Source organism: Spartinivicinus ruber (genome assembly GCF_011009015.1).
Taxonomy (GTDB): Bacteria; Pseudomonadota; Gammaproteobacteria; order Pseudomonadales; family Zooshikellaceae; genus Spartinivicinus; species Spartinivicinus ruber.
The window spans coordinates 2,590,171-2,614,910 of the sequence record NZ_CP048878.1 but is presented as its reverse complement, the minus strand read 5'-3'; the positions used below and the strand labels follow the sequence as shown (position 1 = coordinate 2,614,910).

Below are 24,740 nucleotides of genomic sequence, written 5' to 3'. Positions count from 1 at the left end.
GGGTTAGGGGAAATTATTATTCAAAAAATACAAAAAACCACTTTTCTAGTTGTAAAAAGGGTATGTAACTATATTATCCACTAAGAAAGCGCGACAATTCTTAAAATGAGAGTCTGACAGCATTAATGATGCATCATCGCTTTTATCTTTTCCACTAATCTGGCTTTTAATACATTTCCCACGTATTGATATTTTTTTCCACGTTTGAGGTTGGTTATAGTTTGGTAACTCCAAACTAAGAATTTGATCTTTCAAAGATAAACTTGAAGCATATATCCATTTTTCTTTGCCATATTTATTAAGAAAAGGGGCTGGGCATCCTCCCGCCACCCCATATTTCTCTTCATGAAGTTGAGCCGCAGAATTCTCTAAATACATTAATCGAATTAAAGTACCTCCAAAATCAATAGGGTTTTCAATATATTGCAAAAATATACCAACCCCTTCCATATCTAAATAACTATCATCTAGCTTATAGCGAAAATTAAAATCATCATTATTAATTACATATTCGTTGTTAGACTCAATTGATATATCAAACTCATCTGAGTTTCTTGACAAAAACAAGAAAGCAACTAGTAAAAGCACAACGATTAGCACAGCTGCCATTGATTTCATTGAAATTTACCAACTAAAATAATTAGTATTATAGACTTAAAATAAAGTAGATACATCCCGTAAAGCTGGTACATGACTGTGAATAGAAGCGGAATAAGGGATATAGCCAGAGTCCTGGGTATTAGCCGAAATACAGTCATTGAGACGCTAAAAAAAAGAGACTGAGCTGCACACGATTAATAGTGAGCGGTTAGAACCATTAGAAAACCCCCGTGATGCCCTGGTTAAGTTGGAAAAAATATTGGTAGCTGAAGTTGATGAGATGTGGAGTTTTGTAAAGAAGAAAACCCCATCAGCGCTGGCTATGGCATGCCATCGATGCGGTATCTGGCGATGTACTAGCGTATGTACTCGACTCTCGCAAGGATGAAGCCTTGATAAAGCTACAATCATTACTGAAGCCTTTTGGAATTAAATTATTTTGTACAGATGACTGGGGAGCTGGTTTCTATTAGACCACTACACCCACTGCGGGGCTTCGATGGCCTGGAGAATTGGGTTAAGTCTGGTGTTAAGTGCAAGAGTTTGGTTGTTCATGCCCGTAGGATATTACGGGCATTTTGGGGGAGTTAGGGGAAAATTTTTACATATACTTAAATGTAAAAACTATGTAAGAGTATGTGACTCTTCTCTCATATTCAAACAAACAACTGTTCAAAATTTATCCAAAAATGTATATTTCCCACGCGCTTAACCGTAGTCATAGCATAATCAAGATTGATAGCTATAAGGAGCGCAATACACAGTATTTATTAACGTATTTTCCATAGTTTACAAAAGTATTATCAGTATCTGGAGTTTTACTAAAATGGACTCAAAAAAAATAATCCCCCTACGCCGTGATCAAGCCATAAATAGTGTCAACTATGGGTTCGAGCCAACTCCAGAAAATATTAAAGAAAAATATGAAGAAATGCGGTCTCTCTATTACTTAGATAAGATCCAAGAAACCCTAAACCTTGCCAATACATTGCTGCAAATAGACTTAAAATCAGCTGGTAGAGGATATCTTGAAACCAGCATTCTGCATTACAAAGGTGGTTGCCATACTAGGTTACAAGATTATAGAGCGGCTCTCACAGCATTTAAGCAAATAACAGAAATCAATAAATTTAATAATGGTGCTTGGGCTGCTATTACATTAATCTACCTAAAGCTAGGTCAACACGAAAAAGCTATACAAGCGAGCGATAAAGCATTAGAGATTTATGCTGACAAAAAACAGTTTGACTTTATGCGGATGGAGTTAAAGCTTTAACCTACTTTAAAATGGAGCGAAGGAATCATCACTCCATTTACCTTCAAAACTAAAGTTCTCTTTTCTTAAAAAAGTGGGTATAAAGTAGTGATAGGATTATCCAGGGCGTTCCAAATGATAATTCAATGGCTGTAATTGGGCCCAGTGCTTCAAACAGTTTATTCAACTTAGCAAAACCACTGAAATTATCAAAATTCACTACAGTAAAACCAATTATTGAAAAAAGAACCACTAATAGGGGAAAATAACATACTGACCAGAATACCTGCTTATCCGACTTATTTTTCATCCTCCACCAAGTTATACCAACAGCTAAGAAGTAAGGAATACAGAAAAGTATTAGCCCAATAATATTGATACCAAAAACTGCAACAACCGTTTCAAGCCACTCCATCTTAAAAAGACTTTGAGCTCCTACAGCAAGCAGCCAGATAGCCACAGGCCCAATCACTGGCATAAACAAGGTAAGTTTCAAGCAACTTGTGTACTTCACACGAACATCCATCAATAGCTAGCAAACAGTCAGCCCCTACATAGAGCAATTTCGGTGATTATCTCATAAGTAAAAACAGTAAGCTAAGCCACTTCATCTAGCTCAGAATTCAACCAAAGACTATCTAATTGACATGCCCTTTTCTACTAGCTTCCTTTTGGTATGAACCAAAACCGCTATGCTTATCTAAGAAAAAATGGTAGTGGATCAAACCTGTGTTTCATCAAATGTTTCGCCCAAATTCATAGCGATTAATATAAAGCCCTATAACAGTGTCATGCATTTTACCTAACTTAGAAAAACAAATTGTTTTTCTGCATAGGCGCTTAATTCGAGTTCTTAAGGTTAAGTACTTTCTTTCAATTTTTTGAGTATTTTTTTTCCTACTACGTGCTTTTCTGCTGGAATATGTCGGCTGTAAGCTCCCCAGTCATCTGTACATAATAATTTAATTCCAAAAAGCATCAGTAATGATTGTAGCTTTATCAAGGCTTCATCCTTGCGAGAGTCGAGTACATACGCTAGTACATCGCCAGATACCGCATCGATGACATGTCATAGCCAGCGCTGATTAGTTTTCTTCTTTACAAAACTCCACATCTCATCAACTTCAGCTACCAATATTTTTTCCAGATTAACCTGGGTATCACGGGGGTTTTCTAATGGTTCTAACCGCTCACTATTAATCGTGTGCAGCTAAGACTCTTTTTTTGAGCGTCTCAATAACTGTATTTCGGCTAATACCCAGGACTCTGGCTATATCCCTTATTCCGCTTCCATTCACAGTCATATCGATGATCTTTTCTTTTACCCCTGGCTGGTAAGCTTTATTGCTATAATCCAATATAAATGACTTTTTGCAGAGTAGGCTCTTACACTGATAGCGTTGCTTTCATTCTGGCGTATAACCTATTTTTTTCACTTGATCACTATTGCACTGAGTGCACAACACATTCACTGTAGCCAAAACTTACTCTTCGAAACCATCACTATAAGTACCGGCTATCATACAACAAAAGCAGTCATTATTTCACTCAGTGTATCTGTCTAATAATTATTCAAAAATAGGTTTGAGCACCACCAACAACTTTATCGCCGTTCCTACCACTAACCCACCAAAATAATAAAACCGGTTATAGTCCTCCCAATTAATTGGATAAGGCGCTACATCCACAGCAAAGGCTGGGAGTCGATAATGTTTGCTATGGGGAAATGCCAGCTTAGAACGACCAGCAGCAAAAGCGGCATCCTGATCTTGCTGATTACGGTGGCCAAATAAAATACTGCAATCACAATCTTTAATGATCTCGCTGAATAAAACTTGAAGGTCTTTGTGGCAGGAAGCTAAGCAATCTAATGATGTATGGCTGAATTTAGGCATAAACTCCTCAATATCTCGTTAGGGATATAGTGAAGAGTTTTTAAAAACTACCTGATAAAAGTTAGGGGAAACATTTTTTTAGCATGAAACTATCTAATCCAGCTGAGCTATAATCAAGCTAATATAGGTACTCTATACGCTCTGTGGATAACCCTAAGATGAAAAGCAATCCTATTATATTTTTGATAATTATAATCTATTATCTACCTTGGTTATCAATCGCAAACGAACATCATATTAATATTTATTATCATGAGCGACTTCCTTACTACAAAATGAAAAATAATAAGCTTATTGGCATTGTTGGGAATCGAGCTCAACAAATATTAGACAAAAGTGGTATCACATATCGAATATTAAACATACCAGCCGCACGCCAAATAGATGAAGTAAAATCTAATGAGGAGCACATATGTGCTATCGGTTGGTTCAAAAATGAAGAAAGAGAGATATTCGCAAAGTTCTCTATGCCGATTTATCAAGATAAACCAGCGGTGTTAATTACAACCAAAGATCAAACCGACATACTTAAAACTAAAAAAATTGATGAATTACTTGCAAATAAAAGCTTGTATATTGGTCTTAAACTAGGGTATTCATACGGTGAATTTATAGATAAAAAAATCAGTCAGCATAAACCAAACGAACTACACACTTCAAAGGGTAATTTTGGAATGATGGAAATGCTAAAAGCCAAGAGATTTGATTATTTCATCGTTGCTGAAGAAGAAGCGGAAGAGCTAATCTCCCCCACTAACAGTCACTTTATAATACATAGGTTATCTGACCTTCCTCCAGGAAGTCATCGTTATTTTATGTGCAGTAAAAAAGTAGACAATAGTATAATTCACAAAATCAATCAAGCCACAAAAAGTCTAAGCTTTTAAACGTATCGTAAGACATATTATTATGGCACAAACCCCACTAGTCATAATAGTCACAGTTTTTTGGGTTTGCTATATATATGCTAATGATACGATAATTTTTGATACATACCCTCCACTGACATATATAAACTCAAAAACAGGGAAAGTTGATGGACCAATAGCTCAGCTTATTAAAGAAGCAAACCAAAATATCAAGCAAAAAATAGAAATACAACTTCATCCTACTTTAAGAATGTTTAAAAATTTAAAAAATCACAGCACACATGCTGCATTTGGCATGAGCTATAGGGCTGAGAGAGCCAGAAAATGGTATTATAGCTATCCAATAAATTATGTAAATTATTCTATCTATGTTAACAAAACCAATCCTTTAAAATACTCTAAACGAGAGCAGCTAGAGGGTTATACAGTTGCTACTTGGGGGCCAACAAATATGTCTAAAACCTTGAGTAGTTTTGCTGAGCTCATTCCAAACTTAACGATTAAAATTTTCCCCGAATATAAGAATGTTTACAAAATGCTAGACAATGGACGATTTGGAGAAAAAGGAGCTATTTATGCTCCTGATTCAAATGCAGAACTATCAATTAGAAAAGAGCTATTGAGTAATATAAGATTTTCCGGAGTTGATAAAAAAAACATCTATTACATAGTTTTTGTTAAAGACATCACGCCAAAATCTTACATTTATAAGTTTAATGAAGCTATATTAAACTTATATAAAAATGGGAGGATGTCTGAAATTTACAGCAGTTTCTCAAAACAAGGGATCATAGCTAAAGTACCTTCAAAAGATGACTTCAGAATATTGAGTCAGTAGAGAGTTAATTTTTTCACTTTCATCCCAGCTCCATCCCCCCCTTTTTATCCAAACCCTCATCCCTCATGCTTGTCGTCTACAGATCCCATACTTAGCCGCCAGCCAATCAACCCGAGAACACCCACCACCTGACTTAGAAAAACAAATTGTTTTTCTACATAGGCGCTTAATTCAAGTTCTTAAGGTTAAGTGCTTTCTTTCAATTTTTTGAGTATTATTCACAGTCATATCGATGATCTTTTCTTTTACCCCTGGCTGGTAAGCTTTATTGCTATAATCCAATATAAATGACTTTTTACAGAGTAGGCTCTTACACTGATAGCGTTGCTTTCATTCTGGCGTATAACCTATTTTTTTCACTTGATCACTATTGCACTGAGTGCACAACACATTCACTGTAGCCAAAACTTACTCTTCGAAACCATCACTATAAGTACCGGCTATCATACAACAAAAGCAGTCATTATTTCACTCAGTGAATCTGTCTAATAATTATTCAAAAATAGGTTTGGGCACCACCACCGTAAGTCATGAATCCGCAAGCTATGCACCACACGTGTAAAGGCAGCCCCTACAGATTTAGAATTATAGGGAAAAATCAGATCTGAAACCCGAGGTTGTTTGAGAAAAATATCCAATGCCTTACCCAACAGCGGCACTTCCTAGTGGTTATTGTGTTTATTTTTTGGATCTTTGCGCTCACGGATCACAATCGTTTTCTTGTCCAGATTCAAGTCTTCCCAGCGCAAGCTGCAGATTTCGTTTTGCCGCTTAGCCGTTTCGATAGCAAATTCAAAAATATCACTCATTGGAATATTTGCTTGTCGATTTAAGAATCTTTCTTCAAACGCTGCTGACAACTGATTAACCTCATCAGGTGTAACTAGTCAATCACGCCGACTCGATTTACCGATAAGCCCCAACTGATTGAGCACAGCTCTTGCTGCATCAATTGCACTAGCAGTAATAGGCTCAACCTCTTTGATGTACCGATCGATAAGTTGCTCAATCGTTACTTTTGCCACCTTCAGCTTTTGGATCCCTTCAGGGGTTTGTAGCTCTAGCTCACGTTTCCTACCCCACAGTTTCGCTAGCTTCTCACAGTCAAAAGTTCGCGATTCAGAATAGACAATCTTACCTTTCCGCTTTACTCTCACCACGGCTCGATAAGCAGCGCTTCCATTTGCTCTGGAACGCTTTAAAATGGTTAACATTCAGCCAATTCACAGCGGTGCACCATTTACAATATGGTACACCGAAGGGTGAAAAACAGCGATTTTCTGAGACTTTTTAGTCAACTGTTTGAATAATTTAAGATAGTTAACTTATTGAAATGCAAACGAAAAGCAGTAAAACCTTGAACCGAACTTTTGCCGTTGCACCCATGATGGATTGGACGGCTTGTGAATTATTTCTTTTAAAATTCAATTAGTTATAAGACATTTGCTTTAAATGGTGCACTATATGATACACCGACAGGAAAAAATTTCACAAAATACATCAGTTGACTTATAAATTGATCACTCCTTAGTCGCTGCTTCGACAACTGATTTATATCCATTACTATCCAATGTATGCGTCACCCGCTCAATCGTCCAAATGCCATTCACCCCATCACGAAACCCTACCATTGATAAGTCAGCTTCGGCCATTAATTCTGGTTTGCCCGGTAAGTTGATCTCGATACTAGCCTCACCTCGCTGGTAGTGATCTAACTTGGCTTTTGCTGCCTTTGCTGCTTCTTCTTGGGTTTTGAATTTCTTCCGGATAGTGTGGCAGGGCTTGCCTTCACCGATGGTCACCTGTTGCGTTTTCGCGTTGCCTTGGTCCTCGTACTTGGCTGTTACACTCTGAAAAGCCCCCCGTTCAGCAATGATTATGTATAAATCAGTTATATCAGTAGGCTGCAGGTTAACCGTTGGTAGTTTGATGCCTGAAACTGACTTGCCCTTCCCCCGCTTCACAAACAATAGATAGTTACCCGCAGGTTTAGCAATCGCTCCAAGGTCTTTGGCTAAACGCGACAACAGGTGCAAGTCACTTTCATCGGTTTGGTTGATCACAGGATAAGCCGCTTGTTGGTATTCCTCCCCTACTCTGGGTTCCAGCTGATAACGGGCAGCCACCGTAGACACAATTTCAGTCAGCGGAAAATAAGGAGAAGGCTTACCAGCCTTTTGCCACTTCTCTGTCCGTGGGGCTTTCATCTCCTTGCGCATATCTGCCGCTTTACCCCGAATACAAATCGCCCAAGGTGGCCCTGTGATTTCAATTTCATCAACTATATAGGTGCCCATTCTCACCAAGCCGGTTTCTTGGTAGCCCAACCACACCATTAATTTAGCACCCGTGGCAGGCAAGGCTATTTTATGGTCACGATCATCCAGTTTGATTTCCAAGGTATCGGAATCAATGCCTGCACAATCTGTCACTTGCAGCAGTAACAACCTTTCCTGGATTTTTTGGGTGATATCCACTGAATTAGCCACCACTTTAAAAACTGGCGTTAATCCCATAGCTGCACCTGTTGTTTATCTTGGCTAGCGGGAATATCTGGCAGTTGAATAATTAATCCGCTGGGTAAAATCGTTGGTTGCTTTGATAAATTGGGGTTAACTTCCAATATCAACTCCACATAACCTGTCGTTTTCCCATAAAACCGCCAGGCAATTTCATCCAGGGTTTGGCCTGCTACGGTTCTATAGGATTGCATGGTCATCACCGTATTTTTTTAGGGTTAAGCGAAAGGTGATCTTCTGGGGTTGACCATCGACTAAAAAATACTCTTGATCCTCATCGATGGATTCAATCACGTACTTACCAAATACCAACCCAGTCCCTTCAATTAATAAAAATGGCCTGCCCTTCCCCGCTTCCTGTCTGAGTGACTCCATTTGCTTCAGGCCACCTCGATATTCCGGATAAATCACCCCATCTAATTTCAAGGTATCTTCACCAGGGCCAATAAATTGTAAGGCAGGATCTGTACTAATTCGGTCGTGTTTTGCCCAACGGTATTGGGTGGACCGGTTGCGAGCTTGGTAAGCAGCAGTGTTACGACTGAATCGGTAGCGGATTTGTTGTTGGGCATTAGTGAGGATAAGCATGGGTTGTGGCATAGCAAGCTCCTGGATAGCTATGCCTGATTTTCAAGCAAAAATAACAGTATCAACTAGGGGTAAATATACAAAATTTATCTTATTAGTGATGGATATTTTTTGTTCATATTAAGAAAGTGAAGTTTTTCACCTGTTGCGTACGTACCAATTGGCATTATAATAGCCGACTATTTTTTGACCGAGCGTTTAACAAAAAGCACTAGCAGTACAACACTAGCTGTTTAGGGGAGTAAATGAAGCAGTTTAAACGATTAATAGGGGCCATTGGGGTGGCTGCCTCCTCGCTTGTAGGAGCCAATACAAATAATACCATCGTCGGCACACTACCCGGCGATGTTACCGTCACCAAAAGCGGGGCCGCGAATTACCGCATTCCTATCGAAGTTCCACCGGGTATTAATGGCTTACAACCCAATTTAGCTTTGGCATACGACAGCCAAAAACGCAATGGCTTATTAGGCGTTGGCTGGAAATTAACCGGGATTTCATCTATTACTCGTTGCCCCACCACCTTAGCCCAAGATGGTTTTATTGATGGGGTGGATTTTGATGATAACGATAAATTTTGTTTAAACGGGGATCGACTGGTTGCGGTTAATGGCACTTATGGGGCTGAAGGTACCGAATACCGCAGCGAATACGCCAGTTACCGTAAAATTATTTCTTATGGTTCTGCTGGAAGTGGTCCGGCTTATTTTAAAGTCTGGTATAAAGATGGCCGCATTGCCGAATTTGGTAATACTGATGATTCCTTAGTAGAAGCCCAGGGAAAAACCGAAGCATTAAGCTGGTCCATTAATAAAGTCGAAGACCGGTTTGGTAATGCCATTAATTTTAATTATTTGGAGAATAATGAGACAGGGGAGCATTATCCTTCTGCTGTGGTTTATGCGGGAACAACGGTTAGTTTTAATTTTGAGGAGCGGCCTGATTCGATTTTTGGTTTTGTTTCAGGCGTTAAGTATCAAACAACTCAACGCTTAAATATAATTAAAATTAATCACCGTGATGATAGTAGTCAATATAAATTAGCTTATAAAACAACGCCGGCACCGGAAAAAAGTTTAATTAACTCTGTTGAGCGTTGTGCTCAAGCTTGCTTGCCACTAACGCAATTTAGCTGGCACCAAGTTGATAATAATTCTTCTTATACTCCTTCAGTAAATACTCTTCCAGCCTTTGGACTGCAAACAGGTGGTTGGCAGGTCGGACAACACCCTCGCATGCTTGGTGATGTGAATGGTGATGGCTTAACCGATATTGTTGGGTTTGCCTACGATGGCGTGTACGTTTCGTATAGTACTGGCAGTGGCTTTACACCTCATGAACGAAAGCTGGTCGCATTTAATGGCCAAACTGGCTGGGAAGTAGGCAAGCACCCTCGCATGCTTGGTGATGTGAATGGTGATGGCTTAACCGATATTGTTGGGTTTGCCTACGATGGCGTGTACGTTTCGTATAGTACTGGCAGTGGCTTTACACCTCATGAACGAAAGCTGGTCGCATTTAATGGCCAAACTGGCTGGGAAGTAGGCAAGCACCCTCGCATGCTTGGTGATGTGAATGGTGATGGCTTAACCGATATTGTTGGGTTTGCCAACGATGGCGTGTACGTTTCGTATAGTACCGGTAATGGCTTTACACCTCATGAACGAAAGCTGGTCGCATTTAATGGCCAAACTGGCTGGGAAGTAGGCAAGCACCCTCGCATGCTTGGTGATGTGAATGGTGATGGCTTAACCGATATTGTTGGGTTTGCCTACGATGGCGTGTACGTTTCGTATAGTACCGGTAATGGCTTTACACCTCATGAACGAAAGCTGGTCGCATTTAATGGCCAAACTGGCTGGGAAGTAGGCAAGCACCCTCGCATACTTGGTGATGTGAATGGTGATGGCTTAACCGATATTGTTGGGTTTGCCAACGATGGCGTGTACGTTTCGTATAGTACCGGTAATGGCTTTACACCTCATGAACGAAAGCTGGTCGTATTTAATGGCCAGACTGGCTGGGAAGTAGGCAAGCACCCTCGCATGCTTGGTGATGTGAATGGTGATGGCTTAACCGATATTGTTGGGTTTGCTAGCGATGGAGTTTATGTTTCCTATAGCACAGGTGACGGTTTTACCCAGCAACAGCGCAAAACCATTGGATTTAATTTCACAGGTGGCTGGCGAATAAATCAACACCCTCGTATGCTTGGCGACGTCAATGGCGATGGCTTAACCGACATCATCGGCTTTGCTAGTGATGGTGTTTACACCAGTCAGTCACTCCACGCCCCCCCTTTAATCACCCGAATCACCAACGGCCTCGGCCACGTTACCCAACTGACGTATAAACCCTTAACCGATAAAGCCATTTTCACCAAAAGCACCGGTAGCCAATATCCCTTAAAAGATACCCAACCGGCGACGTATGTGGTGACTCAGGTTAAAAAAGCTAATGGCATTAATGGTTTTACCACCACTGACTATGCATACGAAGGCTTAAAATTCCATCATCAAGGTTTGGGTTCGTTAGGGTTTGCCAAGGTCACCAGCACTCAGGTAGAAACGGGTATTCAAACCATTAATGAATACACTCAGGACGTGGATAGCCGAAAAATTGGCTTGCTTAGTCGCAGCCAAACCCTCTCAAAAAATGGGGTAGTGTTAAAAGACATCAAACAAGATTGGCAGGTTACCAAGCTGGATGATGGGGGTATTAGTCGTTATCAAACCTTATTGGCTAGCAGTACGACGATTCAAAAATCGTTACAGGATGAAAAGCTATCCGAGACTAACCAACAACTGACGTATGATGCGTTTGGTAATGTCACGGAAAGCCAAACCACGACTACCGATACATATGGCAGTTATCAACAAACGGTTAACACCACCTATAGCAATGATGAAAGCCAGTGGTTGTTGGGCTTAGCCACCCGCACAGAAGACACCCGCAGTGCACCGAATGCGACCAGTCAAACCCGCACCCATGCCTTTAGTTTTGATGGCACTACTGGGGCCTTATTGCAACAAACCGTCGAGCCAGATAATGGCGATTTACTTCTTACCGCCAATTACAGCTACGACAGTTTTGGTAACCCCACTGAGGTCACTCAAACCGGGGCGGGTATTGAAGCGACGACGACTCAGTTTACTTATACAGCCGATGGTCGCTTCTTAAAAACCACCACGAATGCGTTAGGCCATACCGCTTCACAAACGGTTGATCCGTTCTGGGGTGTCACGCTGACCAGCACGGATGCCAATGGCAAGGTGACAAGCTATCAATACGACAGCTTTGGCCGACTAGAAAAAGAAAGTCGATATGATGGCACTGAAACGACTGTCACCCGAGGTTGGTTCGAAGGCGCTAGTCCAGCGACAGCTAAATATTGGGTACAAACCCAATCCAGTGGTAGCAGCCCTTCGAAAGCCTATTTTGATACATTGGGCCGCTCTGTCCGCACGGAATCCATTGCATTAACTGGAAAAATTACTAGGACAGATATCGAGTACGATGCGCTTGGGCAAATCAAACGGCAGTCGTTCCCTTACTTTAAAACGGATACTACCCAACGCTGGACCACGTACCAATACGACGAGTTGTTAAGACCCGTTCAAGTCACTCGCCCTGATGACAGTGTGAGCACCACCGCTTATAACGGTTTGACGACAGTTGTTACCAATGCATTAGGCCAAACCAAAACCACTCACCAAAATGCTTTGGGCCAAGTGGTGAGTGTGGTGGATACGTTAAGCAGTACCCTACAGTATCAGTACGACGCGTTTGGTAATTTAACCCAAACCGCTGATCCCGCAGGGAATATCACCACCATTGCATACGACATCCGTGGCCGTAAGGTGGCGATGAATGATCCAGATAAAGGCAATTGGGCTTATGGCTATGATGCCCTTGATCGCCTGACTCGCCAGCAGGATGCTAAAGACCAGGTGACAACCCTGCATTACGATAAACTGGATCGGTTAGTTAAGCGGATTGATAATGCCCAAAAGGAGAAAAAAGACTGGCAAGTAAGCCTGTGGGAATACGATAAAACCTACAAGGGCTTATTGGATAACATTAAAAGCGAATACTTTAGCCAACAGTATGGCTATGACTCGCTATTGCGGTTAACTGAAAGCACGCAGCGTTCTTACAATGAAACCTTTACCGTTACAACCCAATACGACGAGTTTAGCCGTCCAGTTAAAACCGTTTATCCAACCGGTTTAGCGGTTGCCCAGCAATACAATGAGCACGGTTATTTAAAAGCCATTACCGATGGTAAAGCGGAAAGCCCGAAAAAGTATTGGGAAGCTGATGCAGTTGACCCGTTTGGTAATGTGATTTTATCTACCCTGGGGAATGGCGTTGACGTTATCCGGGAATTTGATGAGAAAACTAACCGCATCAAAACCATTTCCGAGAGTTTAAGTTCTGCCCATCAGGTGTCGTACTTAACCTTTGGGTTTGACGATATTGGTAATTTAACAGCGCGGGAAGATGTACGCTTAGGCACCAAAGAAACTTTCCAATACGACCAGCTTAACCGCCTGACCGATGTGTTAGCCACTTTAAATGACGGCGAAACCCAAACCACCCGGGTGGAATATGATGCGATCGGGAATATCACCTTTAAATCCGATGTGGGCAGTTACAGCTATGGGGGTAGCTGCAATGGCAATACTGCTGGGCCTCATGCGGTAACCAAAACCACAGGTGTCCAAAACACCACATATTGCTATGACAAAAACGGCAATATGGTCAGTGGCAATGGCCGCACGGTGCACTACACGGCATTTGATAAGCCAGATTTAATTACCAAAGGCGATGCTTCCACCGCGTTTGCTTATGGGGCTGATCGGGCGCGTCACCGTCGTGTCGATACTACAACCCAAGGTACAGCCACCACCTACTACATGGGCGGGGTTTACGAAAAGGTGGTTAGCGACAGCGGCAAAGTACAGCACAAGCATTATATTGCTGATGTGGCTATTGTCACCCAAACCGAAAATGGCGGTGATGAAAATGGCACCAAAACCAATTACCTGCACCGGGATCATTTAGACTCAATCGTTGCAATTACCGATGAAAATGCTCAGGTTATCGAGCGGTTTAGTTATGACCCCTGGGGTAAAAAGCGCTTAACCGACTGGAAACCCGCACCGGATTACACCGCACTTGCTTCCAATATCACCACCCGTGGTTTTACCAACCATGAGAATCTGGATGCCGTGGGCTTAGTGCACATGAACGGACGGGTGTATGATCCTAATCTAGGCAGATTCCTGTCGGCTGATCCATTTATACCCAATCCGCTGGATTTACAAAGCTTCAATCGATACAGCTACGTTCGAAATAATCCTCTTGCCTTCTATGATCCAACTGGGTTTTATGATCGGGATGTTCATACTCTCGATACCGTTGTTGTTACAGCAAACAGAAAAGATCCGAACTCCGAGAGAGGTGGATATGAAACCAATGGAAGTGATAATGGTGGAAGCGGCAATGGAGACAGCGATGGAAATGGATACAATGACAACAGCTCTAATTCACAAAGCTCAACTCAGACAGTATCTGTACTTCCTGCAGAGTTACCAGGCCTCCCTGATTATTCACCTGCATCAGCTTTAATGTTTAAAGGCCAACCCACTTGGTCCCCTATACCTGGAAACCCTCTCAAAGGTGCTTTAGCAACCTTTATAAATGATATTCTTACATTTGGGGTTTGGGAGCATGTGAATGTTCGTTCCTTACAAATGAGTATGCAGACTCAAGCCGATATTGCTGCTTTTAAAGAGCACTTTGCAGGCACTACAATGATGCTTGGGATACTAGGCACTCTTAGAAACCCAACCAAAGCTGCATGGAAAGGTTCAGGACCAACAGCAGGTGTCCTAGGTCTTGGTCCTAAAGCTAAATCAAACAAAGCATTGAAAGACTACAACCCTAAGTCAGGATCTATTGAATTTGTTTTTGATCCAAAGACTGATACATTCGTGACAGGAAAACCAAAAGACAAATCTTACAAAGGATCTCCTCATCAGCGCTTAGGACAAACAATTAATGCAGACGAGTCAACTATGCTCGGCGGAATGTTAAGCAAAAATGCAGATGGAAGCTTTTCTACAAATGAGTTTAGCGGTCACACTTGGCAAAACTGGAATGACAAAAACAGAGATAGCTTTGTAAATACAATGGAAGATTATGGGATTACTATTAACCATAACCCAGGTATGTAGCATGATATATGGAGTAGGAAAATGTTCATAAATGAAACTACCAATGGTACTCCTTTGGATTCAAGCTGGTTGCCTATTTACAAAATTCAAGGGTCTGGCTTTTACATTGGTATAACCTCCGACAACCAATGGGTTATAGAAACAAATAACTCTCTATTTAGTCTTGATGCATCTAATAGAGCAATTCCTATTATGGAATTGCTTGAACTGCAACCCAGTGAGTTTTATTCGGCTTTTTATAGTGCTTGCGAAGAAAAAGGTATTTTAAAAGACATACAACAAAATTTTCCTGTCAAAAAGGTAATTGAAACAGGTATAAATCAAAAGTCTGATTATTGGTGCAGTCTTGCGCTTAATTGGCTTCAGGCTCTACCAATGGCAGAGATAGGTCCTTTTAAGTCTCAACTAATGGACATTCTTGAAGAAAAGTGGCTTTCTCAAAAAACCAAACAGAGAATAAAAAAGCTTCTTAAGTTTTAATTTAACTTCCTCCCCAGCCTAAAAACTGGGGTTTATTAACTCTAGAACCAATCTTTTACATAATGAACCAAAACGCATATAAAACACCCGAGTCTTTATTAGATGATTGCAATAGAAAAAAAGAAAGTGTCATCACTAATTTCCTATATGGTGATCTTTCAAAGCTTAACTTGCCCACATATAAATGGTGGAAATCTAAGTGGCTTGAATACAATACTAAGCTGATAGCCTGCTTATTTATAAATCAAGTATTATTGTATTGCTACGGATTTATATCAGGCCTCATCACGTTTGCAAATACACCAGAGAAAGTAGTTAGCTCGATCATAGCTCTCTCAGGAATTATCGTTTTAGCAAACTTGTTTTATATTTTATGGCCTACAGTGGATTTTCTAATATTTAGAAAGGTGAGTAGATCATTTAGAAAATTCTGGTTTTCGTGCCTAAATGTATTAAGTTTAGTGCCTTTATTACTTTCTATCTCAGTTTTGCTGTTTAGTTAAAGAAGCTTGAAATACCTGTATTTCAATCTAAAAAACTGGGGCCATTAATTTTCATCATACTTTTAGTCAATATGGAGTAGTTAGAGTGAAGCAGTTATTGACTGTTATTTTACTTTCAACAGTAGTCGGTTGTGCTTACCAACCACCCGTACGCGAAGTACAAGAAGGTTTTTTTGTTTCATCCAGAAACCCAGTTTTAAAATTCAAACTGCCTGATAATTGGGAGTATAGAGACAGCAAATCCAAAAAAGGCTTTGAGCGTTATACTACAGGTCAAAATCGCGATTTGTTTGGTAATATGATGAATAACAACCAGCATAACTTTGTGATAAGGGGTAAACCTGAAGAAAGGGTTATAGACTCAGTATCCATCCAGTTCGAACGTACTTATGGCAATATGTTTTTTAGTAATGACTTTGCTGATAAGTCTGCTTACTTAAAACAAGATAAAGAGCGTTTTATTGATGGCCATTACTACAATACTGGCTATTTAGTACTCAATGAGCAGGGCAAAGAGAAAGGTTGCTACCTACACAAAACCTTTTTCCGCACTTTGCCCGGCAAAAAACACTCCTTTGCCATCAACCTGTATAAAGGTGTTGGATGTATAGATCGTGATGATACCGCAATTAATGCCTTGATTAAGCAACACGAAGCAGGGTTTAACCAAGTGGTGAATGAAGTGATTTTGAGTGCTGGTTAATCTGGGTAGTTAAAACCTCAGTTCATGCTGGGGTTTTATTTTGCCAGTCGCTCAATATTCCCAACCCCCGCTTCCATCTTAAGCCGCGCCGAACTATTAGCAGAATGCACTTTAATCTTAGGTGGTTAAACTGCCTAGTCACAATAGCTTCTTCAATCCGTAGCACCACATCATAACCTATTCCGCGACCATCATCGCCTATATTTATTGTAGGAGAGTTATTAATAAAGTTTAAAACTATATGACAGTTAGAATTGCTAGAAAAGGACCCAAGTAAATGGCTAGAAGAAACAATGGTCTAAGAATAGTTATGCAAATAATCAGAGAAATAGATAGATCTGCAAAGAGGCAACAAAGGGAGTATTTAAGGCAAGAGCGTGAGCTCAATAGACAACGAAAACAAGAAGAAAAAGCAAGAGCTAGTTATAAAAAATATAAACAACAAGCACAGGAAGATAACCTGAAATACCAATTTGAACAAGCCAAACAAGCATTTGAAAAAAGGTGCAATGAACGCAAGCATCATAGAGAGTTATTAATCAACAACGTCCTGTTTTAAGAAAAAATAATGGAGATTATAAATCATGGAATATCAACCTCTTATATGGCTAATTATTTTATTTATTATTACTATTCTTATAACCGACTATTTAGCAAGAAGGAAAGCAAGCAAACAATTATATGAATTTCGTTCATTATCGAAAGCTGTAAAGCATATGAATGAAGAGTTAACAAATAAAAACACCAAACTAGAAACGCTCAAACAAGAGTTCAAAAAAATAAACAATGAAACCTTAGAACTTCAAGAACTAAAGAAAAATTCAGAAAAAATAAAGCAGCAATTACTAGAAGTATCACACAATCTTTCCGAAAAAAAGTCCATACTTAGTTCAGTTGGAAGTAAACTTCATAATTTCATGTCAAGTATTGACCTATATTCACGAGTAGAAGAATTTATAGATGCAGGTTTTTTTGAGGAACCTGAATATTTATATGAAACATCTGACAGATATTCAGAACAAATCAGAAGAGTAAGGGAACAACAGAAAGAGCTGATAAAAAATAAGAAAGTAATATTCTACCCAGATCATGTCAAAATATCTCTACTACAAGGCATAGATAAAAAAATTTTTGATGGACAAATAAAGCTTATGCTACGAGCGTTTAATATAGAATGTGACTTTCTAATTGGAAAAGTTAACCCAGGAAACTTCTCTCGTACGCTTGAGCGTATAGAAAAACTCGCAAATAATATAGAGAAGTCAACCTCTCATTTATTCTGTGCATTCAATATTAATTACGTTAAGCTAAAATATGAAGAATGCAAGCTACAGTACCAATTCATGTTAAAAAAACAAAAAGAGCAAGAAGAGCAAAGACTAATTAAAGAACAAATTCGAGAAGAGCAAAAAGCAGCTAAAGAGTATGAAAGAGCTATCGCTGAAGCAGAAAAAGAAGAACAGCTATATCGAGAGCTACTAATAAAAGCTAGAAAAGAACTTGAAGATACATCTCAAGAAAGCCGTATTATCGCGGAACAAAGAATAATTGAGCTAGAACGTCAGTTAGCAGAAGCTGAAGCTAAAGAGGAACGGGCTAAAAGCTTGGCAGAGCAAACTCGTCGCGGACATGTATATGTAATTAGTAATATTGGTTCATTTGGTAAAAATGTATACAAAATTGGCCTTACCCGAAGACTTGACCCATTAGATCGAGTGAAAGAACTAGGTGGTGCAAGTGTACCTTTTTCATTTGATGTACACGCTATGATCTTTTCAGATGATGCTCCTGCATTAGAAACTGCTCTGCATAGAGAATTCACTCAGTTTCGTGTTAACGCTGTTAACCAAAAGAAAGAATTCTTTTATATAGATCTAAATACTATAAAAAAAGCAGCAGAAAATATTTCGGGCTCAGAAGTAGAGTTTAAAATGACAGCTCTTGCCGAAGAGTATTATGAATCAAGAAGATTACAATCTACCCCCAAAGCAGCTTAGCTTTTTTGACTTAAGTTGGCTTAGCCCCAACTCAGTCCCATTTAAACAAAACTGCAACAACTTTCGTATTGATCTTCCAGCTTAGTTGATATAGCTTAGTAACTGAGGCGTCGAAACCTCATACAGACGGATAACACCAACCCCGAAAGCGTTGGTATTTTTATGCCTGAAAAACGGATTCACTCGGTTTTATGCCGGGAGGGCGACGAATACAACACCCATTGGGGAATAAGTCCGCGGTCTCTGTAGCCGTTTCGAACCTCCCGACACCCTTATACTTTCGAAAAAAATACAGGAGTCATCGGATGACTACTTTACCCACCACATTAAGCTTTAATGCTGTTACTCTTTCAATAATTGACCATCATGGTAAGCCTTGGCTTACATCTCAAGAACTAGCTAAGGCCCTAAACTACCAAGATTCAAAGTCAGTTAACCGAATTTACAGCAGAAACAGTGACGAGTTTTCAAGCGATATGAGCCTGGTGGTCAATTTGACCCCCAGCGGAAAAGCAGAAGATCCAAAATATGATACACGAGTCTTCTCCCCCAGAGGCTGCCACCTAATTGCCATGTTTGCTCGCACTGACGTAGCAAAAGCCTTCAGAAAATGGGTGTTAGATGTACTGGAAAATCTAATACCAGAAGAACCAGCCCAACCCCAACTCAACCTAGAATCCAGCATCCCCGCCCTACTCGACCGGGTCCGCCTAATGCTGGTCTTTGAAAAAGGCAAGTTAGTCACTACCCGTCAGATAAAGGATGATGAGCTGATTACCTCCACAGAGCCAAAGTACCTGGCAGAGTTCGTGCGGGAGTGTATGCCAGATTATGCCTTGGTTAAGAAAGAGAATGTGTTGAAGGCTAAGGAGTTGTTGGCGGGGTTGGGGTAGATTATAGATTAGGCGGCTTTAGCCGCCTAGTTATACTATTTTTTGGAGATTACTTGTTTAGAGTAAATCTCACTAGCCTTCAGTTGACCATCAATTACTACTATCGTCATTTTTTCTTCAAAAGATATTGTGTCTGGATGCTCCCACTTCGGCATTTTAACTATTTCGGTCGCCGTTGAAAGCACGGTGGCACTGTCGCTATCTATTTTAACTTGAATATTCTTTCTTATAATTTCCGTGTCAACTCCTGTACTCAGAAATGCTTTAGACCTTTCAAGAAACTCATCCTTATACCTTACTTTCTGCTTATATTTTCCATTTTTGTTTAACATATCAAATATTATTTTTGCATTTGGTGCTAAACAGTTAGCTAGCTTATTTAAGTCCTCTGCAGTTGAGGCAGCATCGCAATGTTTAATAAACTCTTCTATATTGCTTTTATGCAGAAGACTTTCATTAGCACTAGCTTGCAGAGGAATAAATGATAATAGCACAAACATTGCAATAATTTTTTTCACTGTAATCACTTCCTTACCTGATAGAAATAAGCAAAATATTATACAGCTTATAATTCAGTTGAAACAAACAAGTTTTTTCTGCTAGTTATATATTAAATTAACTATAACCCCCATTAAAAAATGAAAAGTTAGAGCTATAGGTATAAATAGGACAATTACCAGGAAAAACCTTTTTAATTTAGGCTTTATCTTTCTAGTAAAAAAAATGCTCAACACCAAAGCAGTCAAGTAAGTGGCAAATATAAAAAATGTTATTAGATTTATCTGTACAGCAAAAGGTACTTCTGCGTAGGAAATGCTTGGTATCAATACTAAGAACAAAGGATTTAACTTCACCAGTGGACCTTCACCTAATAATATTCAGGTTCAGATTGTAGCAGGAGTAACTACCAAGTCTCAACTAACCCACATCATACAACGCCCCACGCCTCCTGGCCTGGGCCTGTCTTTCCTTCGCTTTCATCTCCTCCTGCACCACCCGTCTCGCTAAGGCTTCACTGTCTTCCCCAGGTTGCTGGACGATGGTGATATTACTGGTATTGGTTTGGTTAACGGTATTAGCCGCTGGTTTAATAGGCTGCACTTGTTGTTTTTTGATTGGCTGTGACTGCTCTTCGTCGTCATCACCGAAGGCCCAGTTCCAGGCACTGGATACACCACTGGTTACGGAATCGACTGCACCACTGACTTTATTGGAGATACTTTTACCAACATTCTGGCCAGCAGCCACTACTTTACTCATGTTGTCTAATACCCAACGAATGCCGTCTATTAATTTACCGATAGCTTCCACAGCGATATTTACACCCTTGGCAATAAACTCCCCAAATCGCCTGCCTATGTCGGCCGCACTGGCTAATTCTTCAGTAGTAGCATTAACTGGCGTAAATAAATTTGAAATGGCTTCAACCACCCAACTAATAGAGTCGCCTATCCAGTTAAATAGCGAGGCTAATGGCGCTAAGGATTCCTTAATGGGATTAATCGCTGCATTAAAACCTTCAACCACACCGCCGATAAAGGCTTTAACATGATCCCAGTATTTATAAATAGCAACACCGGCAGCGGTAATGGCCATGATAATCCAGCCGATGGGGGTCGTGAGTAATCCAACTGTTAATGCTCTCAGTCCTAGCAGTAAAGCTTTTAATCCACCGGTGGCTGCTCCCCACATGGCAACCCCCATACTGCGTACAACACCTCTACCCGCCACTAATGAACGGGTAAACCGTCGGTTCATCACTTCCGCCCGAGATAACCCAGTAATTTGCGAGAGAATGGTTAAGCGCCGATGAGCCGACAGGTGTCGGTTATATAGCATGAGTGCCAGCCTTCCCCGGTTTAACGCCACTATGCCCGCTAAAATACCGCCTCTAAAAAAGGTCCAGGCATATCCACAACCGATGGCCGCGACTTTACCCAGAATTAATACAGCCGTAATACCGACGATGGCTTTAGTAACCGCAGGGTGTTCTTTAGCAAACTCCGTCATTTTAACGGTGAGTTCACGAATATAATTAATAACTTTATTGAGGGGAGGTAATAATAGTGTACCTAAATTAATCGCAATTTCTGTCAGGCCATTACGCATTAATATTAAATTATTGGCGGTAGTTTTTGAGCGGTTTTCAAATTCCCGTTGCATACTTCCTGTGTATTTTGTTTTATCGCCCACTAAGCCTAACGCTTTACGATAGGTATCTAAACTGCCGACCAATAAACTGACATCATCACTGTATTCCATCCCGAATAAATCACTGAGCACATTGGCCCGCTGTTGTTTATCCAGTTTTTCCAGAGTCGTTAAAAACTCGAATAATGCACCTTGGGCATCCTGGGCAATCGCATCCTCTAAATCCCTGGCGGAATACCCGACCTTGTCCAACGCTTTGATAAAGGCTTTAGTTTGCCCTGAGGCATTTTGTAATTTCTGCAGCATGGCATTGATAGCTGTGCCTGCTACTTCGGGCTCTTTACCCAAGGCGATAAACGCATTGGATAGCGCGGCGGCTTGATGAGAGGCTAACCCAAACTGTCGTGCAGTCCCGCCAATACGACTTAAGGCGCTCACCATGTCCCTGGCTTTAGCCGCACTGTTATCCGACAGGTGATTAATAACATCACCCAAGTTTGTCATTTGCTCGATGGGGATTTTATAAATATTCGACAGTTTCGCCATCGCATCCCCAGCGGCTGACGGCAACATATCAAACGCGGTAGACATCTTCGCCACAGTGGTAACAAACTGGGGTAAATCCTGCTCGCCTATCCCTAACTGACCACCCGAGGCGGCTATTTCGGCTAAGCCGGTGGCAGTGACAGGAATAGTGCGAGTGAGTTGTTTCAGCGTTTCCCCCAGCTGCTCAAACCCTTGCGGTTGTTTAAAATCCACCACCTTTTTGACATCGGCCATCACCGACTCAAATTTAATCGCTTCACGAATCGGTACCGCTAAACCCAACCCTAAAGCCGCTGCATCCATTAATTGCCCACGTAATGCCGTACGCCGTTGCAGGTTTTGATTTAACAATTGCTGGCTACGTCGTAACGAGTGCAATCGGTTTTCCAAACGAGTAATGCTTTGGCTAGCATTATTAATAGGCGCCGTGATATGGCTGACCAAACTTAATACAATGGATACCCCTAAACTAGCCATCTGCTACCTCTGTACGCTCCCGGGCTTTTTCATGCCAGATCATTAGCTCAGTGATTTCCAGCTCCCATAATTCTGACGGTGGCCAGTGAAATACCACTGCTAAATCCGCTAAGACGCCGTAAACATCATGGGGGATGGGACAGCCCCTAAAAAACTCGCCACCACTTCACTGACTTTCTGAAAATCGGCCGCATCCAAATCTTCCACGGCTTTCGGGCTGATTTCTGCCAGGTGAGCAATTAAAGTAATGCTCTTGGAAATATCCCCGCCTTTGGTGGTTTCCATGATTTTTAAATCTCGCGCTTTGGGTCGACGTAGAGTAATACTGTCCACGGTGACGCCTTCACATTGAATGGGGTACTCTAAATTAACAGTACTCATGGTGTTTTCCTTTTTATTGATTGGATTGCTTGGTTAAACGACATAACGCCTATTTGATTTATTTTTTTACATTACAGAATATTTTTTCGCGTTTGTTCTAGCTGATCCACGCCGTTAATTTTACGGACCAGGTTCATAATATCGATTTCAACTATTTCCTCGTTATCCAACATCAGTCGGTAATAATCCAAGTTGAGGGTGAGTTTTAATGGCGCATTCTCTCCCATTTTCCAGCTACCAAAGTCCATTTCCTTTACGCGGCCTTCAGCGTTAATCACCACCGGTTTTTCTTCACCATTTTGCTCATCTAACATCGAGCCTTTTATGGTCAGTTTGGTTTTGTTATTCACCTTAATCCCAAAGGTGGTCAGCACTTCTTTGTGGTATTTACTGACGGTGAGTTGGGTTTCTAATTTCTCCATCCCCAAATCATATTCCACTGGGGCATCCATCCCCCCACCACGATACTCGTCCGTTTTTAAACTGAGTTTCGGCAATTGGATTTCATCAATCACCCCGGCAAAGCCAAAGTCATTGATGTATAAATTCATGTTTTTGAGGGTGTCTTTCATCATGGTGACAATTCCTCTAGGTAGTCATTGACTAAGCTGGATTGAAACGTAATGTGTTCAGCGGGATACGGTGGGGTAAAATCGAAATTAAAAAATACTTTCCCGTCAGCTATATTTGCTGGGGTATTGAGTTTTTCATCCAGCCAACATTCCCCACCGATGATCGCCCCTTTATTTTTTAAGGTGCGTAAATAGCTGTTGACCCCATCGGTGACTGACTCAATAAAATTCCGGTCAATATTCCGATCTACCGCCCATAAGTGCGCACGTAATAAACTTTCGTTAATCATGTCCGCCGTACGCCGAACCGATAAAAAAGCCCACTTAGGATCACTGGCACAAGTCCGATTACCCCACAACCGATAGCCTTGTTTTTGGATAATGGTGGCGACTTCATTTTCATTGAGGACATTCGCCCGAGCATTGGGATCCCCCAGGGTAAAATCTATAGGCCGATGCGTACCAATCAATCCGTATAATTCTTTATTCGACGGTGACCACCAGAAGCCGTATTTGTGATCGATCCGGGCAATTAATCCTGCCACTCTGGGGCTGGCGGGTTGTGCCGTTTCTTGTTTTAAGCTGGTATCAAACACCGTGACAGCTGGGTCCACTAAATACACCCGAGGCGAGCCAAACTTGCCCCGGTATTCAATGGACGCGTTATCTGTCGTATTAGGGCCATCGGCAATAATAACCGCCCGTAGCCGATCCGCAATACCGAGTAATTCTTGGGTGACTGCCTCAATCTGGGTAAACTCTGGGACGATTAATAACTTGGGTTGTACCTTCGCCACGGACTCTGCGCTGAGTAAAGCATGGACCCCTTCATAATTACCGGTATCAGCATTCACCCCACCGATAATCGCCGCTAATTGGTCGTCAGGTTCGGTATGTTCTTCCACCCGAATCACCACCACCATCGCCCCGGCTTGATCAAAGATCGCATCCAATGCCGCCGGTAAGGTACCGGTTTTACCCAGTGGTGCGGCTTCTTTGCGATTACCTGCAATGAGTACCGGTTTATTAATCGGAAACTGATCAGCCTTGGCTTCGGGTGCGGTACCGACAAGGCCAATTACACTGCTTCTGACGGTACGAATGGGACGGGGACCGCTGTCAATTTCAACGACTTCCACCCCATGGAGAAAATGTTCGGTCATGCTGAGATCCTCAGGTTAGGATTTAGGCTCAGCATGCCGTATACAAAAATAAAGAATTAGGGGAAACG

General features: G+C 41.2%; 22 protein-coding genes and 5 pseudogenes. 10 read left to right on the top strand and 17 right to left on the bottom strand.

Annotated features, from left to right (window positions below; genetic code table 11):
* Positions 1 to 45 precede the first annotated feature (45 nt).
* Positions 46 to 618, bottom strand: coding sequence for a hypothetical protein (locus G4Y78_RS12370; protein WP_163833314.1), 573 nt, complete (start codon positions 616 to 618; stop codon positions 46 to 48).
* A gap of 72 nt (positions 619 to 690) precedes the next feature.
* On the opposite strand from G4Y78_RS12370, the pseudogene G4Y78_RS31880 reads away from it, so the two are divergent.
* A pseudogene (locus G4Y78_RS31880) lies at positions 691 to 1,061 on the top strand (IS1 family transposase); the annotation flags it as partial.
* Between the two features lie 365 nt (positions 1,062 to 1,426).
* A complete protein-coding gene (locus G4Y78_RS12355) occupies positions 1,427 to 1,876 on the top strand; it encodes a tetratricopeptide repeat protein (protein WP_163833312.1) in 450 nt (149 codons plus the stop codon).
* Between the two features lie 49 nt (positions 1,877 to 1,925).
* Here the strand turns inward: G4Y78_RS12355 and G4Y78_RS12350 are convergent, their stop codons facing one another.
* From G4Y78_RS12350 to G4Y78_RS12340, 3 genes and pseudogenes are all read right to left on the bottom strand, one after another.
* Positions 1,926 to 2,381 (bottom strand): hypothetical protein, encoded by a 456-nt coding sequence (locus G4Y78_RS12350; RefSeq protein WP_222937696.1) that lies wholly within the window; start codon positions 2,379 to 2,381, stop codon positions 1,926 to 1,928.
* 211 nt (positions 2,382 to 2,592) lie between these two features.
* A pseudogene (locus G4Y78_RS12345) lies at positions 2,593 to 3,336 on the bottom strand (IS1 family transposase).
* 87 nt (positions 3,337 to 3,423) lie between these two features.
* On the bottom strand, positions 3,424 to 3,750 hold the full coding sequence (locus G4Y78_RS12340; RefSeq protein WP_163833310.1) for a M15 family metallopeptidase: 327 nt from the start codon (positions 3,748 to 3,750) through the stop codon (positions 3,424 to 3,426).
* Positions 3,751 to 3,908: 158 nt separating this feature from the next.
* Here G4Y78_RS12340 and G4Y78_RS12335 point away from each other — a divergent pair, with 158 nt between their 5' ends.
* A complete protein-coding gene (locus G4Y78_RS12335) occupies positions 3,909 to 4,637 on the top strand; it encodes a substrate-binding periplasmic protein (RefSeq protein WP_163833309.1) in 729 nt (242 codons plus the stop codon).
* A gap of 22 nt (positions 4,638 to 4,659) precedes the next feature.
* Positions 4,660 to 5,457 carry a substrate-binding periplasmic protein gene (locus G4Y78_RS12330; RefSeq protein ID WP_163833308.1) on the top strand — a complete coding sequence of 266 codons (798 nt, stop codon included), beginning with the start codon at positions 4,660 to 4,662 and terminating at the stop codon, positions 5,455 to 5,457.
* 63 nt (positions 5,458 to 5,520) lie between these two features.
* Here the strand turns inward: G4Y78_RS12330 and G4Y78_RS31875 are convergent.
* From G4Y78_RS31875 to G4Y78_RS12305, 7 genes and pseudogenes are all read right to left on the bottom strand, one after another.
* A pseudogene (locus tag G4Y78_RS31875) lies at positions 5,521 to 5,670 on the bottom strand (IS1 family transposase); the annotation flags it as partial.
* Positions 5,668 to 5,862: pseudogene (locus G4Y78_RS31685) on the bottom strand (IS1/IS1595 family N-terminal zinc-binding domain-containing protein); the annotation flags it as partial. The pseudogenes G4Y78_RS31875 and G4Y78_RS31685, both read right to left, overlap by 3 nt.
* A 257-nt stretch (positions 5,863 to 6,119) precedes the next feature.
* Positions 6,120 to 6,329 (bottom strand): annotated as a pseudogene (locus G4Y78_RS12325) (tyrosine-type recombinase/integrase); the annotation flags it as partial.
* Positions 6,330 to 6,344: 15 nt separating this feature from the next.
* Complete coding sequence (locus G4Y78_RS12320) at positions 6,345 to 6,671, bottom strand: hypothetical protein (RefSeq protein WP_163833306.1); 327 nt, start codon at positions 6,669 to 6,671, stop codon at positions 6,345 to 6,347.
* A 306-nt stretch (positions 6,672 to 6,977) separates the two neighbouring features.
* A complete protein-coding gene (locus tag G4Y78_RS12315) occupies positions 6,978 to 7,973 on the bottom strand; it encodes a phage late control D family protein (protein WP_163833305.1) in 996 nt (331 codons plus the stop codon).
* Positions 7,964 to 8,170 carry a tail protein X gene (locus tag G4Y78_RS12310; RefSeq protein ID WP_163833304.1) on the bottom strand — a complete coding sequence of 69 codons (207 nt, stop codon included), beginning with the start codon at positions 8,168 to 8,170 and terminating at the stop codon, positions 7,964 to 7,966. Before G4Y78_RS12310 ends, G4Y78_RS12315 begins: the two co-directional genes overlap by 10 nt.
* Positions 8,157 to 8,576, bottom strand: a complete 420-nt coding sequence (locus tag G4Y78_RS12305; RefSeq protein ID WP_163833303.1) for a phage tail protein — start codon at positions 8,574 to 8,576, stop codon at positions 8,157 to 8,159. The genes G4Y78_RS12310 and G4Y78_RS12305 overlap by 14 nt, the downstream gene beginning before the upstream one ends.
* Positions 8,577 to 8,809: 233 nt before the next feature.
* On the opposite strand from G4Y78_RS12305, the gene G4Y78_RS12300 reads away from it, so the two are divergent.
* The 6 genes from G4Y78_RS12300 (at position 8,810) to G4Y78_RS12275 (ending at position 19,382) form a co-directional block, all read left to right on the top strand.
* Positions 8,810 to 14,806 (top strand): FG-GAP-like repeat-containing protein, encoded by a 5,997-nt coding sequence (locus G4Y78_RS12300; protein ID WP_163833302.1) that lies wholly within the window; start codon positions 8,810 to 8,812, stop codon positions 14,804 to 14,806.
* 21 nt (positions 14,807 to 14,827) lie between these two features.
* Positions 14,828 to 15,286 (top strand): hypothetical protein, encoded by a 459-nt coding sequence (locus tag G4Y78_RS12295; RefSeq protein ID WP_163833301.1) that lies wholly within the window; start codon positions 14,828 to 14,830, stop codon positions 15,284 to 15,286.
* A 588-nt stretch (positions 15,287 to 15,874) separates the two neighbouring features.
* On the top strand, positions 15,875 to 16,492 hold the full coding sequence (locus G4Y78_RS12290; protein WP_163833300.1) for a hypothetical protein: 618 nt from the start codon (positions 15,875 to 15,877) through the stop codon (positions 16,490 to 16,492).
* A gap of 277 nt (positions 16,493 to 16,769) precedes the next feature.
* Complete coding sequence (locus G4Y78_RS12285; RefSeq protein WP_163833299.1) at positions 16,770 to 17,051, top strand: hypothetical protein; 282 nt, start codon at positions 16,770 to 16,772, stop codon at positions 17,049 to 17,051.
* Positions 17,052 to 17,076: 25 nt separating this feature from the next.
* Positions 17,077 to 18,489: a DUF4041 domain-containing protein gene (locus G4Y78_RS12280; protein ID WP_163833298.1), complete on the top strand. Its 1,413-nt coding sequence runs from the start codon at positions 17,077 to 17,079 to the stop codon at positions 18,487 to 18,489.
* A gap of 305 nt (positions 18,490 to 18,794) precedes the next feature.
* On the top strand, positions 18,795 to 19,382 hold the full coding sequence (locus tag G4Y78_RS12275; protein ID WP_163833297.1) for a BRO-N domain-containing protein: 588 nt from the start codon (positions 18,795 to 18,797) through the stop codon (positions 19,380 to 19,382).
* A gap of 35 nt (positions 19,383 to 19,417) precedes the next feature.
* Here G4Y78_RS12275 and G4Y78_RS12270 read toward each other — a convergent pair whose 3' ends face one another.
* From G4Y78_RS12270 to G4Y78_RS12245, 6 genes are all read right to left on the bottom strand, one after another.
* Entirely contained in the window at positions 19,418 to 19,900 is a 483-nt protein-coding gene (locus G4Y78_RS12270) for a hypothetical protein (protein ID WP_163833296.1), read from the bottom strand.
* 400 nt (positions 19,901 to 20,300) lie between these two features.
* Positions 20,301 to 22,556 carry a phage tail tape measure protein gene (locus G4Y78_RS12265; RefSeq protein WP_163833295.1) on the bottom strand — a complete coding sequence of 752 codons (2,256 nt, stop codon included), beginning with the start codon at positions 22,554 to 22,556 and terminating at the stop codon, positions 20,301 to 20,303.
* Positions 22,549 to 22,653 carry a GpE family phage tail protein gene (locus G4Y78_RS12260; RefSeq protein WP_230425728.1) on the bottom strand — a complete coding sequence of 35 codons (105 nt, stop codon included), beginning with the start codon at positions 22,651 to 22,653 and terminating at the stop codon, positions 22,549 to 22,551. The genes G4Y78_RS12265 and G4Y78_RS12260 overlap by 8 nt, the downstream gene beginning before the upstream one ends.
* An 11-nt stretch (positions 22,654 to 22,664) precedes the next feature.
* Positions 22,665 to 22,937, bottom strand: a complete 273-nt coding sequence (locus tag G4Y78_RS12255) for a phage tail assembly protein (RefSeq protein ID WP_163833294.1) — start codon at positions 22,935 to 22,937, stop codon at positions 22,665 to 22,667.
* Between the two features lie 71 nt (positions 22,938 to 23,008).
* A complete protein-coding gene (locus G4Y78_RS12250) occupies positions 23,009 to 23,512 on the bottom strand; it encodes a phage major tail tube protein (protein ID WP_163833293.1) in 504 nt (167 codons plus the stop codon).
* A complete protein-coding gene (locus G4Y78_RS12245) occupies positions 23,509 to 24,672 on the bottom strand; it encodes a phage tail sheath C-terminal domain-containing protein (protein ID WP_163833292.1) in 1,164 nt (387 codons plus the stop codon). Before G4Y78_RS12245 ends, G4Y78_RS12250 begins: the two co-directional genes overlap by 4 nt.
* Between the last annotated feature and the right edge of the window lie 68 nt (positions 24,673 to 24,740).

Bases quoted from the DNA above. Each gene is read 5' to 3' on its own strand.
- G4Y78_RS12370 (WP_163833314.1), bottom strand. From the start codon at position 618: ATGAAATCAATGGCAGCTGTGCTAATCGTTGTGCTTTTACTAGTTGCT.
- G4Y78_RS12280 (WP_163833298.1), top strand. From the start codon at position 17,077: ATGGAATATCAACCTCTTATATGGCTAATTATTTTATTTATTATTACT.
- G4Y78_RS12255 (WP_163833294.1), bottom strand. From the start codon at position 22,937: ATGAGTACTGTTAATTTAGAGTACCCCATTCAATGTGAAGGCGTCACC.
- G4Y78_RS12340 (WP_163833310.1), bottom strand. From the start codon at position 3,750: ATGCCTAAATTCAGCCATACATCATTAGATTGCTTAGCTTCCTGCCAC.
- G4Y78_RS12275 (WP_163833297.1), top strand. From the start codon at position 18,795: ATGACTACTTTACCCACCACATTAAGCTTTAATGCTGTTACTCTTTCA.
- G4Y78_RS12310 (WP_163833304.1), bottom strand. From the start codon at position 8,170: ATGCAATCCTATAGAACCGTAGCAGGCCAAACCCTGGATGAAATTGCC.
- G4Y78_RS12305 (WP_163833303.1), bottom strand. From the start codon at position 8,576: ATGCCACAACCCATGCTTATCCTCACTAATGCCCAACAACAAATCCGC.
- G4Y78_RS12315 (WP_163833305.1), bottom strand. From the start codon at position 7,973: ATGGGATTAACGCCAGTTTTTAAAGTGGTGGCTAATTCAGTGGATATC.
- G4Y78_RS12265 (WP_163833295.1), bottom strand. From the start codon at position 22,556: ATGGCTAGTTTAGGGGTATCCATTGTATTAAGTTTGGTCAGCCATATC.
- G4Y78_RS12335 (WP_163833309.1), top strand. From the start codon at position 3,909: ATGAAAAGCAATCCTATTATATTTTTGATAATTATAATCTATTATCTA.
- G4Y78_RS12355 (WP_163833312.1), top strand. From the start codon at position 1,427: ATGGACTCAAAAAAAATAATCCCCCTACGCCGTGATCAAGCCATAAAT.
- G4Y78_RS12245 (WP_163833292.1), bottom strand. From the start codon at position 24,672: ATGACCGAACATTTTCTCCATGGGGTGGAAGTCGTTGAAATTGACAGC.
- G4Y78_RS12285 (WP_163833299.1), top strand. From the start codon at position 16,770: ATGGCTAGAAGAAACAATGGTCTAAGAATAGTTATGCAAATAATCAGA.
- G4Y78_RS12300 (WP_163833302.1), top strand. From the start codon at position 8,810: ATGAAGCAGTTTAAACGATTAATAGGGGCCATTGGGGTGGCTGCCTCC.
- G4Y78_RS12295 (WP_163833301.1), top strand. From the start codon at position 14,828: ATGTTCATAAATGAAACTACCAATGGTACTCCTTTGGATTCAAGCTGG.
- G4Y78_RS12350 (WP_222937696.1), bottom strand. From the start codon at position 2,381: ATGGATGTTCGTGTGAAGTACACAAGTTGCTTGAAACTTACCTTGTTT.
- G4Y78_RS12250 (WP_163833293.1), bottom strand. From the start codon at position 23,512: ATGATGAAAGACACCCTCAAAAACATGAATTTATACATCAATGACTTT.
- G4Y78_RS12330 (WP_163833308.1), top strand. From the start codon at position 4,660: ATGGCACAAACCCCACTAGTCATAATAGTCACAGTTTTTTGGGTTTGC.
- G4Y78_RS12320 (WP_163833306.1), bottom strand. From the start codon at position 6,671: ATGTTAACCATTTTAAAGCGTTCCAGAGCAAATGGAAGCGCTGCTTAT.